16 protein-coding genes and 1 tRNA gene are annotated in these 13,999 nt (G+C 62.3%); 8 read left to right on the plus strand and 9 right to left on the minus strand.

Translation table 11 applies throughout. The features are described 5' to 3' along the window. The coding region (locus ACTCHC_RS09845) for an FAD-dependent oxidoreductase (RefSeq protein WP_463022317.1) at positions 1–548 on the plus strand (548 nt) is incomplete at its 5' end. Positions 549–615: 67 nt separating this feature from the next. On the opposite strand, the gene ACTCHC_RS09850 is transcribed toward ACTCHC_RS09845, so the two are convergent. Beyond that, entirely contained in the window at positions 616–1,266 is a 651-nt protein-coding gene (locus tag ACTCHC_RS09850; RefSeq protein WP_463022318.1) for a GntR family transcriptional regulator, read from the minus strand. A 31-nt stretch (positions 1,267–1,297) separates the two neighbouring features. Beyond that, positions 1,298–1,999 (minus strand): M48 family metallopeptidase, encoded by a 702-nt coding sequence (locus ACTCHC_RS09855; protein ID WP_463022319.1) that lies wholly within the window; start codon positions 1,997–1,999, stop codon positions 1,298–1,300. Positions 2,000–2,153: 154 nt separating this feature from the next. Between ACTCHC_RS09855 and ACTCHC_RS09860 the strand changes: the two genes are divergently transcribed. After that, entirely contained in the window at positions 2,154–2,480 is a 327-nt protein-coding gene (locus ACTCHC_RS09860) for a TIGR02300 family protein (RefSeq protein ID WP_463022320.1), read from the plus strand. Between the two features lie 86 nt (positions 2,481–2,566). Next, a tRNA-Ala gene (locus tag ACTCHC_RS09865) sits at positions 2,567–2,642 on the plus strand. A 142-nt stretch (positions 2,643–2,784) separates the two neighbouring features. On the opposite strand, the gene ACTCHC_RS09870 is transcribed toward ACTCHC_RS09865, so the two are convergent. From ACTCHC_RS09870 to ACTCHC_RS09895, 6 genes are all read right to left on the minus strand, one after another. Further along, entirely contained in the window at positions 2,785–3,351 is a 567-nt protein-coding gene (locus ACTCHC_RS09870; protein ID WP_463022321.1) for a PqiC family protein, read from the minus strand. Then, the gene (locus tag ACTCHC_RS09875) at positions 3,352–5,436 is read right to left on the minus strand and encodes an MlaD family protein (RefSeq protein WP_463022322.1); all 2,085 of its coding nucleotides are present in this window, start codon (positions 5,434–5,436) and stop codon (positions 3,352–3,354) included. It abuts the gene before it with no gap. Further along, the gene (locus tag ACTCHC_RS09880) at positions 5,417–6,034 is read right to left on the minus strand and encodes a paraquat-inducible protein A (protein WP_463022360.1); all 618 of its coding nucleotides are present in this window, start codon (positions 6,032–6,034) and stop codon (positions 5,417–5,419) included. The genes ACTCHC_RS09875 and ACTCHC_RS09880 overlap by 20 nt, the downstream gene beginning before the upstream one ends. Positions 6,035–6,045: 11 nt before the next feature. Beyond that, positions 6,046–6,531 (minus strand): paraquat-inducible protein A, encoded by a 486-nt coding sequence (locus tag ACTCHC_RS09885; RefSeq protein ID WP_463022323.1) that lies wholly within the window; start codon positions 6,529–6,531, stop codon positions 6,046–6,048. A 354-nt stretch (positions 6,532–6,885) separates the two neighbouring features. After that, a complete protein-coding gene (locus ACTCHC_RS09890) occupies positions 6,886–7,521 on the minus strand; it encodes a ChrR family anti-sigma-E factor (RefSeq protein WP_463022324.1) in 636 nt (211 codons plus the stop codon). 1 nt (position 7,522) lies between these two features. Further along, entirely contained in the window at positions 7,523–8,101 is a 579-nt protein-coding gene (locus ACTCHC_RS09895; RefSeq protein ID WP_463022361.1) for a sigma-70 family RNA polymerase sigma factor, read from the minus strand. 147 nt (positions 8,102–8,248) lie between these two features. Between ACTCHC_RS09895 and ACTCHC_RS09900 the strand changes: the two genes are divergently transcribed. The 5 genes from ACTCHC_RS09900 to ACTCHC_RS09920 all read left to right on the plus strand — a co-directional run bounded on the left by ACTCHC_RS09900 (position 8,249) and on the right by ACTCHC_RS09920 (position 12,642). After that, a complete protein-coding gene (locus tag ACTCHC_RS09900; protein ID WP_463022325.1) occupies positions 8,249–9,529 on the plus strand; it encodes an NAD(P)/FAD-dependent oxidoreductase in 1,281 nt (426 codons plus the stop codon). Continuing rightward, complete coding sequence (locus tag ACTCHC_RS09905) at positions 9,526–10,281, plus strand: DUF1365 domain-containing protein (RefSeq protein WP_463022326.1); 756 nt, start codon at positions 9,526–9,528, stop codon at positions 10,279–10,281. The genes ACTCHC_RS09900 and ACTCHC_RS09905 overlap by 4 nt, the downstream gene beginning before the upstream one ends. Beyond that, a complete protein-coding gene (locus ACTCHC_RS09910) occupies positions 10,281–11,438 on the plus strand; it encodes a class I SAM-dependent methyltransferase (protein ID WP_463022327.1) in 1,158 nt (385 codons plus the stop codon). Before ACTCHC_RS09905 ends, ACTCHC_RS09910 begins: the two co-directional genes overlap by 1 nt. After that, positions 11,431–12,168, plus strand: coding sequence for an SDR family NAD(P)-dependent oxidoreductase (locus ACTCHC_RS09915; RefSeq protein WP_463022328.1), 738 nt, complete (start codon positions 11,431–11,433; stop codon positions 12,166–12,168). The genes ACTCHC_RS09910 and ACTCHC_RS09915 overlap by 8 nt, the downstream gene beginning before the upstream one ends. A gap of 75 nt (positions 12,169–12,243) precedes the next feature. Continuing rightward, positions 12,244–12,642 (plus strand): DUF2177 family protein, encoded by a 399-nt coding sequence (locus ACTCHC_RS09920; RefSeq protein WP_463022329.1) that lies wholly within the window; start codon positions 12,244–12,246, stop codon positions 12,640–12,642. Here ACTCHC_RS09920 and gltX read toward each other — a convergent pair. Then, positions 12,639–13,964, minus strand: a complete 1,326-nt coding sequence (gltX, locus tag ACTCHC_RS09925; RefSeq protein WP_463022330.1) for a glutamate--tRNA ligase — start codon at positions 13,962–13,964, stop codon at positions 12,639–12,641. The two genes, ACTCHC_RS09920 and gltX, sit on opposite strands and share 4 nt — an antisense overlap. Positions 13,965–13,999: the final 35 nt, after the last annotated feature.

Below are 13,999 nucleotides of genomic sequence, written 5' to 3' on the forward strand. Positions count from 1 at the left end.
TGGGGGTCGAAATGCACCCGCGCGGCCAGATCAAGACCGATGACCACTGGGCCACGAACATCCCCGGCCTATATGCCATCGGCGATGCCATCCAGGGCCCGATGCTGGCCCACAAGGCCGAAGACGAAGGCATGGCCGTCGCCGAGGTTCTGGCCGGCAAATCCGGTCATGTGAATTACGGCGTCATCCCCGGCGTGGTCTATACCCACCCCGAGGTCGCCAGCGTCGGCATGACCGAAGAACAACTCAAGGACTCCGGTCGCGCCTACAAGGCCGGCAAATTTTCCTTCATGGCCAATGCGCGCGCCAAGGCGGTCTTCGCTGGCGACGGTTTCGTGAAACTGCTGGCCGACAAGGAAACCGACCGCATCCTGGGCTGCCATATCATCGGGCCGGGCGCGGGCGATCTTATCCATGAGATTTGCGTGGCAATGGAATTCGGTGCCTCGGCCCAGGACATCGCGCTGACCTGCCACGCGCATCCCACCTTCTCCGAAGCCGTGCGTGAAGCCGCCCTTGCCTGTGGTGACGGCGCCATCCACGCCTGACCCGCCTCAGGGCTTCTTTTTCGCTAAAATATCCTCGGGGGTCCGGGGGCAGACAGCCCCCGGCCTTCTAGACCGCCAGCAACCGCAACCCCTGCGTCACATCCGTGCGCACCGACAGGCGCAGCCCCGGCTCATCCCCCGCGCGCAGCGCCGCCAGGATCGACACATGGTGGCGCGGGGGTTCGGTCCGCCCCAGCCGCCCGTACAGCGCCCGCATGGTCGGCCCCAGCTGCAGCCAAACCGTTTCGGCCATCGCCAGCATCGCGGGCGCCTGGGCACGCAGATACAGCGTGCGGTGAAATTCCAGATTGGCGCGGATATAGCCCACGGCATCCTGGCGCGACACCACCTCGGCCACGGTGCCGTTGATCGTGTGCAGCCGGTCGATCAGGGCCAGATGCGCCCTGGGCAGCGCGCGCGCCGCCAGTTCCGGTTCCAGCAGGGCCCGCAGCGCCGCCAGTTCCTCGATCCGCTCGTTGCTCAGCTCCGGCGTCGTCACCCGGCCCGACGATGACACGGTCAGCGCCCCTTCGGCGGCCAGTCGGCGCACCGCCTCGCGCGCGGGCGTCATCGACACGCCGAATTGTTTGCCAATACCCCGCAGGGTCAGCGCGGCCCCCGGCATCAGTTCGCCGTGCATGATCCGCGTGCGCAGGACGCGATACAAACGGTCATGGGCGGCCGTGCCGGCATCAGTGGGGCGGATCGGGCTTTGCATGGCCAGACTGTGATCACAAAAACCCGCCGCGTCAATCGCGGAAATTGATCCGGTGCAGCCCGGCCCCGTTGGCCCGCAGCCAGGCCCGCTGACGCGCATGATCCGGATACAGGCGCGACACCACTGCCCAGAAGGCTGGCGAATGATTCATCTGCTCCAGATGCGCGACCTCATGCGCCGCGACATAGTCGAGCACCGCTGCAGGCGCCATGATCAGCCGCCACGAATACATCAGATCGCCCTGCGCCGAACACGACCCCCAGCGCGAGCGTGTATCGCGCAGCGTCAGGCGGCCATAGGGCCGCCCCAGGCTGGCGGCATGACGGTCAGAGGCTGCCGCCAGACGGTCGCGCGCGGCATGCTTCAGAAAACCCACAACCCGCGCGGCGATCCGATCGCCTGCACGGGGCACCAGCAGCCCGCCATCGCCCAGCCGCGGCGACCGCACCGGTGCCTCGATCAGCGGCAACAGGCGGCCTTCGAAGGGAACTGTCCCGCCCGGACGCACCAGATGCGGATCGGGCTGGGTCTGCAGATGCGCACGAATCCAGTCTTCCCGGTCGCGCAGGAAGGCCAGCCCTTCGCGTTGCGGGGCCCCGACCGGCAAGGTCAGCGTCACACGCCCGTCCAGTTGCGATATCCGCAAGGAATACCGCCGCGCCCGCGCCGAGCGGCGCAGGGTCACGTGAATCACGGGTTCCCCCGGCAAAACGGCTGATGTTGGATCCTGCATCTTCATCGCCGCCACATTATCAAGTCGGGCGTGCGCGCATAGCCGCAAAATCCATGCTTTGCACGAATGCGGGGAAAAGGGCTTTGACACCCCTGTGCACTTGTGGCAGTTGGCTTCGACTCTGACCTGACACCTACGATTGAAGGGGGTTTTCATGCCCAAGGAAGAATGGGGCGTAAAGCGAATCTGTCCAAGTTGCGCAGTCCGCTTTTATGACCTTCAGCGCGATCCGATGATCTGCCCGTCCTGCGGGCACAGCGTCAGCATCGCAAGCCTGACCAGCGGAAAAGGCCGGACCCTGGTGGCCGACAAGTCGGATGCCAAAAGCGCGCCGGTGGATGATGACGATGATGTTGTCATCGACGATGATGATACGCTGGACGATGACGACGATCTGGATGTCGTTCTGGATGATGACGATGATGACGACGTCTCATTGGACGATCTCACAGATGTCGCTGCGGATGACGACGAACTGTAATTGCTGGCGGCGCGTTTTTTGCCTTGATCTTGGAAACGCGCTTCCATAGATACACGCGGGCAGGCGGCAGCGCCTGCCGCAAATTCGGGGCCATAGCTCAGTTGGGAGAGCGCTTGCATGGCATGCAAGAGGTCAGGGGTTCGACTCCCCTTGGCTCCACCATTACTCCTATTTATGATGAAGACTGTTCAACACCCTGAATAACAGGGTGTTTTTGATGTTCCTGCAGCCACGTCCATGATTGCATGGTAATTTGCCAACGGTGAATTCAAACAAGCCGCTGCGCATCAGATCACGCGCAGGGTTAGTTCAACCCCTTGCGCGCTATCTGATCGGCCAGTGTCAGGGTCGCGCGCGCGCGGGCGGCGGCAATCGCTGTGGGATGGGCGGGCTGAGCGATCGGAACGGCGATCTTGAAGATCTCGGACCGCTCGACCCCGCTTTCCGTTCCGGTCACAAAATACTGACCGGAAATGTTAAAGGATCCATCCTGGCGGGCGACCATTTCGGTCAGCAGGATATCGATCTGGGCTTGTGGAAAGGTCGCAAAGGGCCAAGGCCCCGGCGCAACGCGGGCTCCGGTCAATTCGGCAAGATACCCGACCAGTTCCAGTTTAAGGCTGCGGGCGGGGTCATCGGCCCATTGTGTCGTGGCAGAGCTTTTCAGCGCCCTGTCCGGACCCTCCTGAAATATTTCGGAAGACGCGGCATAGGTGGGCAGCGACACCTCGCGCAATTCGATGCTGCGATATCTGACCGCGATGCGATCCGACACCGGCGCCGAGGGGACAGCGTAATAGGAAACCGGACCGCTGCAGGCAGACAACAACAGCACAAGCAGGCCATTACGTATAAAAGCGGAATATTTCATTCAACGTCCTAACAACAAAGAGTTGGGCCTGCGTTCAATCGCTCGCGCCAGTGACGACACCGCATCGGCAGCCGCCTGAATATCGCGCAGCGCCTGTATCGCGTTCTGGTTCAAAGGCGAGCGACCGTCATAGGTTTTGACCGTCGCGCTGGCCTGATCCAGCAAGGCAGTCAGACGATCCACCAGCGCGGGCAGGTCTTCGGTGGATACAGCCAGACTGTCGGCTGCCTTTCGGGCCGAGGCAAGGGTTTCGTTGGCATTCTCAATCAGCCCACCCTGGCGCATCGTTGCCAGGGTCGTGCGGATTTCGTCCAGCGCGCCGGTCAACGCGGCGGGCAGTTCTTCTGCCCCTTCAGCGCCCGCTACGGCATTGGCGCTGTCCAGCAAGGCCGTCAGTTCCGTTGTCAGGTCGTTCAGCGGCATGTCGTTTATTTTGGCCACCACGGCATCCAGATGTTCGATCAGTTGCGGCACCCCCTTGATCGACGCGTCGATCCCGTCGGCCGTCGTCCGGGCGGCGTCAACGGCGGCGACCAGTTTCTGCACCGCCTGGGCCTCTTGCAACTGGGCAACCATCGCATCGATCCGGGCCAGGGTCTCGCTCAGCTGGACGGGAACATTCTGCGTTGCATCAGAACCGACCAACCCCCGGATATCACCGATCAGACCACGCACATCCTGAGGGGTTTTGCGCATGTCCTCGCTGGCGATCAACGATCTTGCCGCCTCGAGAAAATCAATTGCGCTGGTCATCAGATCCTCGACAGGCAAGTTGTTGATCCGGTTGAACATCCCTTCCGCAGTCGCGGTGACATCCGAAATTTCGCTGTCCGTGCTGGGCAGGACCGGGAATGGATCGCCCGAAAGATCAAGCGTTGCGGGCAAGGCCGCGGGAACGGTCAACAGTTCCACCTTCAATCCACCGGTCAGGATGCTGTTGGTGGCCAAACGCGCCCGCAGGCCGCCGTCAACCTGCGCGGCCAGAAATTCCAGCGCCGCCTGTGGCGAAGGTTCGCCCGGCAGGCCAAGGCGGGCCGGTTGCAACGACAAGGTTGTATTCAGCCGCACCCGTGTATCGCCGAACCGGCTTTTGTCCACGATGCCGGTCAGATTGCTGACCTCGCCGATTTTCAAGCCGCCCAGTTCCACCGGGGCACCGACGGCCAAGCCGGGAACATTGTCATCAAAGATGACGCTCAGTTGTAGCGGATCGACATCGCTTTGGGTAAAGATATTGGCCCGTGCGGCGGCCTCGTCGGGAAAAATTTCGAACACGGCCCCATCTGCAACGGCCACGCCGCCAGACACGGCCGTGTCAAAGGTGATGCCCCCACCTATCAACGTGGCCAGGGACGAGAAATCAACAGCCGCCCCCGAGGGGCCAAGCGTAAAACTGAACCCTGACGCATCCCAGAAACGGGTCGTGCTTGTAATCAGGCGGTCATAGGGATGAAAGATCACCGCATCGACAGTTGCAAAACTTCCGTCACGCGAAATGTCTGCCTTGCCCACCAGCCCCACCTCGACGCCACGATAGATGATCGGAACATCGCCGCTCAGACTGGTATTGGCGGCCGTGCGCAGTGTAATGCGCAGCCCGTCCTGACCGGGCTGTATCAGTGGCGGCATTGGCAGTCCCTGGAACCGGGTCATCGCCGGGGCGTCCTTGTCGCCCCAGAAGCCTTCAATGAACACCCCGCTTAAAACGGTATCCAGCCCCGAAACGCCGCGGGTGGTTACGCGCGGGCGCACGATCCAGAATTTCGATCCTTCGGTGACATAGGGGGCCACATCCTTGTCGACCCGCACGGATACAAGAACTTTCTGCAACCCTGCGGTAAAAGCTACCTTTTCGACCAGACCCACGGTGACATTGCGATATCGCAATTCGGTCTGGCGCGACGCTATCCCGGCCCCATCCTCGAACTCGATCTCGATCAGCGGGCCGCGATCGGCATAGCTGTGCCAGGCCACGCCCAGGGCAATGATCAGCGCGCCAAGCGGGATCAGCCAGACGATCGACGCCCGCTCCAGCAGCGATCTGCGTGCTGTTTCGATCTGAAGGTCAGGTGGGGTGTCGGTCATCAGGCGAAGCTTTCTGTGGATTGGGTGCGATATCCCAGATCAGCCTGGAATCGAAATTTTGCGCCGACAGCATCATGAAGACGACCGAAAGCGCGAAAAACAGACTGGCCGGGCCGGGATTGATCGAGGCCAGTGTCTTTAGTTGCACCAGCGATGACAGGATCGCAACGACGAACACGTCGATCATCGACCAGCGCCCGATATATTCGACGACCCAGTAAAGATCGTGGCGACGGCGGTTTGAAATGCTGTCGGTGCGGCGCACGCTGACAGCAAGAAAGGCGATCGCCAGGAATTTCGCGACCGGGATCAAAACACTGGCAGTCAATATAACGACAGCAATTCCGAACGAGCCGTGCATAAGCAACTCGACCGCGCCGCCGACGATGGTGTTTTCCTGCGTTGTAAACAGCGTGCGCGTGCGCAGCATCGGAAATATATTGGCAGGCACATAGCATATCAGCGCGACCGTCCACCACGCCCAGACCCTTTGAAGGCTTCGGGGATCGCGCGACACCAGATGTTTGCGGCACCGCCCGCAGATAGCAGTCTGCACCGGCCACACCGCCCCACAGCGATGACAGCCAACCAGACCCATCTGCCGGGCGCTCAGGATTTTCTCTGGGGGTCCAGCGAGTTCCAAATCGTCCACCTACACATCATGTTGTCTTGCACCACGATCAGCACCACCAGAATCGCAAACATCCAGAATGCCGCGCCCAGTTCTACTTGTGCCAGTGCTGAAATCTTGATCAACGCCACCGCACATCCCAATGCGAACACTTCCGCCATGGACCAGGGACGCAGATCTTCGGACAGACCAAAAGCCCGGACCGCGCCAGGGGCCGCAGGGCGATCGAACACGATCGGGACCAGCACATAAAGCACCAGCAAGACACGGGCCAGCGGGATGAAAACAATAAGGGCTACGCTCGCCAGCGACAGGATTACGAGCGGCCCGCCATGAAATGCAAGTGCCGCATCAAGAAGGGAAACCGCGTTTTTCGCGCCACTGGCATCAATGGTCAGAAAGGGAAACAAGGCGGCGCTGATGATAAGTATGGTTGTGGCAGCGGCCAGCGCTATGATTTGCATACCGGCCCGCGCACGCGGGGCAATCAGCACGGTCTTGCAGCGACTGCAGACCGCGCGCTGCCCATGGGCAGGCTTTGCCATGCGATAAACGGCATCGCAATGCGGGCAGTTAATGAGATCACACAATACTTGCTTCATTTTTTCGACATAGGTTTCCGTATCTGCTTCGTATCATCAATTCTGCAGAAAGCGCGAGCCCGTGGCTTGCCTGTGCGATCGACAGCAGCCAACCTGATGCCCACTGTCACAAGCTAGCTCTTTTCAGCTATTTGCCCACCCCCTGATATGGGCCGTTCAGCGACGAAAACCGTTTATGGTTCTTATATTTGCGTCCGGCAAGCTGCGCGGGCGGGCTCAGATACGAAACAGCGGCTGCAACAGGCGCGGAACCAGTGAATTGAAACGCAGTGGCGCATCTGTCGCCGCCAGACAAATGCAGGGCGCCCCCGGATCGGCCACCGGCGTATGTTCCAGCATCTGGTCCGCGACCTCCAGGTCGCCGGTGCCGAACCGGCCGGTATCGTCGCTGAAACTGCCCTGCAGGACCAGGGTCAGTTCCAGCCCGTTATGGCCATGATCGGGAACCGCCTGCCCCGGCGGGATATATAACAGCCGCACAGACCCCTGGGCAGATTCCGACAGGATGCATTGGCGCACCCCCAGCCCCAGTGATTTCCACCGGGGCGGCCCGCCTTTCAGCGCCTGCATGACGGGGCCCGGATACACCCCTGCGCGCCGAAAGACCGGCTCGTTCCTGGCTGGCGCATCAAGCAGGGCCAGCGTTTCGGACTTCAAGCCTGCCGACACATGACAGGCCACGGCACTTTCCAGAACGACACCACCGACGGCCTGATGCGCCTCAAGCGCGGTGCGGCATTCAAGGCAAAGGGAAATATGGGCCGCCGCCACCAGCGCATAGGCCTGCGGCAGGTTGCCCGCGGCATAGGCGATCATGAGGTTTTCGGGTATGTGATGCGTGATTGCGGTCATCCTAGCGCATATCCTTCAACTCGTGGCGCAGACGTTCCAGCCCAAGGCGGATTCGCGATTTGATCGTGCCCAGCGGCAATCCGGTCTGGGCCTGTATTTGCTGATGGCTCAATTCGCCCAGATAGGCCTTTTCCAGCATTTCGCGCTGCGCGGGCTTCAGCCGCGAAAGCGCGTCCTTCAATCGCGCGGCCTCTTGCTCCAGGGCGACGGCCTGGCTTGCATCGGTGTCAGTATCCGCAGCTTCAGCCAGATCTTCGGGCAAGGGCCTGCGTTCCTTGCGCAGCGTGTCGATCTGACAGTTGCGCGCGATCTGATAGATCCATGCCGATACCTGTGCGCGGTGGGGGTCGAACTGATCCGCCTTGCGCCAGACGGTCAGCATGACCTCTTGCACGATCTCTTCGGCCTGCCCCGCCGCAATACCCGATCGCATGACAAAACCCTTGAGCCGGGGCGCGAAATAGTCGAACAGCAACCCGAACGCCTCGCGGTCGCGCTGGTCGCGCACCGACAGCATCCAAGATGTCTGCAACGTGACCTGCGCAGAGACTGAGGTCTTCAGATCGGTGTCCTTTCGCATCCGCGCACGGGGGCACAGGCGGGGTGGGTCGATATCAAGGCTTGCGATCATCATACGACCAATACGCGGGCCCAGAAAAGTCGGATCATTTTTGATCCGCTTTTTATTTCTGTCCGTATTTCCCTCTATTGACCGACCGGAGCCAGAATGTCCCTAGATATCCTTCCCATCCGCCCACAGCGCATCGCGATCATCGGCGGTGGTATTTCCGGTCTGGCGGCGGCTTATCTGCTGGCGCCGCACCACGCCGTGACCCTTTTCGAAGCAGCGCCGCGGCTTGGCGGGCATGCGCGCACCGTGATGGCCGGGCGGCGCGGCGACCAGCCGGTCGATACCGGGTTTATCGTTTTTAACTATGCCAACTATCCGCACCTGACGCGCATGTTCCAAGATCTCGACGTGCCGGTTGCCAAAAGCGATATGAGCTTTGGCGCCTCGATCAATGGCGGGGTGATCGAATACGGGCTGGGCGATCTGCGTGCGCTGACCGCCCAGCGGCGCAATCTGCTGCGGCCCGGGTTTGCCCGCATGATACGTGACATCCTGCGTTTCAATTCCCGCGCCGAGGCGCTGGCCTTGGATGACAACGCCACGATCGGCGAGTTGATGCAGGATTTGCGATTGGGGGACTGGTTCCAGCGCTATTACCTGTTGCCGCTGTGCGGGGCGATCTGGTCGACACCGCCCGCGCAAATTCGCGCCTTTCCGGCCCGCGCCTTGGTGCAGTTCTTCCGCAATCACGCGCTGCTGGACACCGCTGGCCAGCATCAATGGTGGACGGTGGACGGCGGCAGCATCGAATATGTGCGCAGGCTGGAGCATTACCTGCGCGGGCGCGGTGTGGCCATTCGCACCGGCACGCCCGTGCAAAGCGTGACCCGCGATGGCGCGCATTGTGTGGTGCACAGCGGTGCCGGGCCGCTTGCGCCGTTCGATCAGGTTGTCTTTGCCTGCCATTCCGATCAGGCCCTGCGCCTGCTGGCGCAACCCACCCCGCAGGAACATGCCGCGCTGTCGGCGGTTCGTTTTCAGGACAATCAGATGATCCTGCACCGCGACACAAACCAGATGCCACGCCGAAAGGCGGTTTGGTCCAGCTGGGTCTACAAGGCCGACACCACGCGGCCAGAACCCGCCATCGGCGTGACATACTGGATGAACCGGCTGCAAAACATCCCCGCCGATGATCCGCTTTTCGTGTCGCTGAACCCCGCCGACCCGGTGCCCGATCACCTGATCTATGACCAGAAAACATTTCGCCATCCTGTTTTCGACGCGCCCGCCCTGGCCGCGCAGCGCCAGTTGACCGCGATTCAGGGGCACAACAACACCTGGTTCGCCGGGGCCTATACCCGGCACGGGTTTCACGAAGACGGGTTCGCCAGCGCGGTGCGCATCGCGCGCCTCATGGATCGGCAGACCGTATGACATTTGCCCCCGAACATATCGCCGGTGTAACCGCGCATGCGCGGCTGGGTGCGATCCGGCACGGGTTTCGCTATGGCGTGGATTATGTGCTGATCGACCCCGAAGCGATGCAAACAGGCCCGCGCCTGTTTTCACGAAACCGGTTCAACCTGGCATCGGTGCATGATCGTGATCATGGTGGCCCGTTGCGGGCCGGGCGCGGCGCGCCCTGGGCCCGGCAGGTTCTGGCGCAGCGGGGGCTGATCGCCCCGCAGGTGCGGCTGGGATTGCTGACGCAGCCCCGGTTTCTGGGCCATGTCTTCAACCCTGTCAGCTTTTGGCTGGCGATGGAGGGCGATGCGCTGCGGGCCGTGATCGCCGAGGTTTCAACCCCTTTCGGTGACCGGCATTCCTATCTGTGCCACCTGCCGGATTTTGCGCCCATCACCAGGGGCACGCAGATCAGCACGCCGAAATCCCTGCATGTATCGCCTTTTCAGCAGGTCGCGGGGACATATGAATTCACCTTTGACATCCGCGCCGACCGCATCGCCATTCGCATCCTGCACCGCAACGGGGCCGATGGCGTGGTGGCCACGCTGTCGGGCGCGCGTTCCCCGATGACCAATGCGCGGCTTGTCCGGGCCAGCCTGCGCCGCCCGATGGGGGGACTTCGCACGCTTTTTCTGATCTATTGGCAGGCGCTGCGGCTGCGGTTGAAGGGGGCAAAATACCGCACCCGCCCCGCGCGCCCCCAAAACGAGGTGACCTGATGCTGTTCCTGACCAAGCGCGTAAAGCACGACTTTCTGGACACCTGCGCCCAGATCAGCGCCGGCAGCCTGCGCCTGCACACCCCCGAAGGCGAAATTTTCGATTTCGGGCAGGGCAGTCCGGCGGCTGAAATGCAGATCCATGACTGGTCGGTGATCACGGCCATTGCCGCGCGGGGCGATATCGGGCTGGGCGAAACCTATGTGGCGGGCCTGTGGGACAGCCCCTCGATCGCGGATCTGGCGCAGGTGGCGCTGAAGAACCTCGATCAGTTCCGCGGCTATGCCTATGCGGGGGTCTGGAACAACATGAAATTCCGCGTCGTGAACCGGCTGATGCGCGCCAATTCCCCGCAAGGGGCCGCGCGCAACATTCGCGCCCATTACGATGTGGGCAATGAATTTTATCAGCTGTGGCTGGACGAGGGCATGACCTATTCATCAGCCATGTTCACGCCCGGCGACAGCGATCTGCTGCGCGCGCAGAACCGCAAATACGACCGTATCCTTGGCCGGCTGGACGGGGCCGAGCATGTGCTGGAAATCGGCTGCGGTTGGGGTGGGTTTGCGGAACGCGCCGCCGATACGGGCCGCCATGTGACCGGGCTGACCATTTCACCCAGTCAGAAAGGCTATGCCGATGCCCGGCTGGACGGGCGCGCTGAAATCCGGCTGCAAGATTATCGCGACAGCCGCGGGCAATTCGACGCCATCGTGTCGATCGAAATGATCGAGGCCGTGGGGCAGGATTACTGGCCGACCTATTTCGCCACGCTCAAGGCGCGTCTGGCCCAGGGCGGGCGGGCGATGATTCAGGCGATCACCGTGCCCGATGGCTATTTCGATACCTATCGGCGCACATCGGATTACATCCGCCATTATACCTTTCCGGGTGGCATGCTGCTGTCAGATGCCGTGATCCGCGCGCAGGCACGCCGCGCCGGGCTGGCGGTGGTGGATAGCCATGCCTTTGGCGCCGACTATGCCCGCACCTGCGCAATCTGGAACGAACGCCTGAACGAACAGGCCAGCCGGATCATGAGGCTGGGCCATGACGAGGGCTTTTTGCGCAACTGGCGGTTTTACCTGAGCATCTGCGCCGCTTCATTTGCCACCGGTCAGACCGATGTCGTTCAGATGGAGCTGACCCATGCCTGAACCCGAAACGATCTGGATCATCGGCGCATCAGACGGGATCGGTGCCGCCTTGGCGCAGGAATGGGCGGCGCGCGGGGCGAAACTGGTGCTGTCGGCCCGATCCGCAGTTCGGCTGAACGCGCTGGCCGCCAGCCTTGGACCCGGCCATATCGCGCTACCGCTGGATGTCGGTGATCGCGCCAGCCTGGATGCCGCCGCAGGACAAATCGCGGATATCGGACCGATAGACAGGATTGTGCATCTGGCCGCATTGTATGATCCGGGCAAGATCGCCGACCTGGACCCGCAAACCGCCGCCGACATCATCACCGTCAACCTGACGGGCAGCTTTCATGTCGCGCAGATCGCGCCGCCGCTGCTGCGCCAGGGCGGGCAACTGGCGCTGTGCGGATCGGTGGCGGGATATATCGGCCTGCCGCAGGGCCAGATCTATTCGGCCAGCAAGGCCGGCGTGATCAATCTGGTGGAATCCCTGCGCGCCGAACTGGCGGGGCGGATCGACGTGCGGCTGATCAGCCCCGGCTTCGTCGATACCCGCCTGACCCGGCGCAACGATTTCGACATGCCCGCGATGATCAGCCCACAACAGGCCGCGACGGCGATCATCAAGGGGTTGAACGCACGACGTTTCGAGGTGCATTTCCCGCGCCGCCTGACCCTTGGCCTGAAACTGCTGCGCGCCCTGCCCTATTGGGCGTCCCTGCCGCTGACCCGCCGCCTGACGCGATAAGCCAAAGCCGTCCGCGACGGACGGATTGTTCGAAACCCGGCAGCGCCCTGCCGCCCGACCAAAGGAACCGGACCGATGAAAATTCTGATCCTCTACGCCTCGACCGCCGTGATCTTCTTTGCCGCCGATGCCGTTGGCCTGCGCCTGCTGGTCAAGCCGGTTTTTGAGCGCCACATCGCCCATCTTTTCGCCGATCCGTTCCGCGTCATTCCCGCCGCCATCTTCTATCTGGGCTATGTCGCGGGTCTGCTGGGGTTCGTGTCGTTGCCCGCGTTGCGCGCGGGTGATCCGGTCGCGGCCCTGATCGGTGGCGTGGCCCTGGGGCTGTTGGCCTATGGCACCTATGAATTCACCAATTACGCGACGCTGCGCGACTGGTCGTTTCAACAGGTGGCCGTCGACATGATCTGGGGCGGGGTGCTGACCGGATTTTCCGCCTGGGCAGGCGTGATGATCACCCGCGCGACGACCTAGGCCACGCCGCCCGGTTTCTGTTGCAGCAAAGCCATGACATCAGCCATTTCGGGGCCCTTTTCGCGGCCCGTCACCGCCTTGCGCAGCGGCATGAACAGCGATTTCCCCTTGCGGCCGGTTGCCTCTTTCACCGCTGCTGTCCATGTCGCCCATGTTTCGGCCGAATAGGGTGGCGCGGGCAGCAGGGCCAGTGCCTGGGCAATGAAATCGCGATCATCGTCATCGACCAGCGGCGTAGCCCCGTCGCGGAACAGATCCCACCAGCCGGCCATGTCGGCGCGGGTTGTGATATTGTCGCGCACCACGCCCCAGAATTGCGGGGCCAGCGTTTCAGGCACGCCAAGCGCGGCTATATCCGCGGCCACCGCCTGAACCGGCAGCGATTGCAGATAGCGCGCGGTCAGCGGAAACAGGTCGTCGGCATCGAATTTGGTGGGGGCCGATCCGAATTGCGACAGATCGAAGCCTTCGGCGATCTCGGCCAGATCAGCGCGGATTTCGACCGGCTGGCTGGAGCCAAGCCGCGCCATCAGGGATAACAAGGCCATCGGTTCTACGCCTTGCGCACGCAAATCGCGCAACGACAGCGTGCCAAGACGTTTCGACAAGGCCTCGCCCTGCGGGCCGGTCAGCAATGAATGATGCGCAAAGGATGGGGGGGTGCCGCCCAGCGCCTGCATGATCTGGATCTGGGTCGCGGTATTGGTCACGTGGTCCGACCCGCGCACGATATGGGTGACGCCCATCTCGATGTCATCCACGACCGAGGCCAGCGTATAGAGCACCTGCCCGTCACCGCGGATCAGCACCGGGTCGGACACGCTGGCCGCGTCGATCGAGATATCCCCCAATATACCATCGGCCCATTCGATGCGGTGCTGCTCCAGCAGAAACCGCCAATGCCCGGCGCGCTCGGCCCGCAACCGCACCCTTTCGGCATCCGACAGGTTCAGCGCCGCCCGGTCATAGACCGGCGGCTTGCCCATATTCAGCTGTTTCTTGCGCTTGAGGTCCAGTTCGGTCGGGGTTTCGAAACATTCATAAAAGCGGCCCGCCTGGCGCAGGGTCTCGGCGGCCTGTGCATAGCGGTCCAGGCGGTCGGACTGGCGTTCGACCCGATCCCATGTCAGGCCCAGCCATTCCAGATCGGTCTTGATGGCGTCGACATAGTCCTGTTTCGACCGTTCAGGATCGGTATCGTCCAGCCGCAGGATGAACTGCCCGCCCGATTTGCGCGCGATCAGATAGTTGAACAGCGCCGTGCGCAGATTGCCGATATGCAGGTAACCTGTGGGTGACGGGGCAAAGCGGGTAATGGTCATCGTGGCCTCCATTTGCGGCTGCTGTTTCATGAACA

This window comes from Actibacterium sp. (assembly GCF_055134745.1).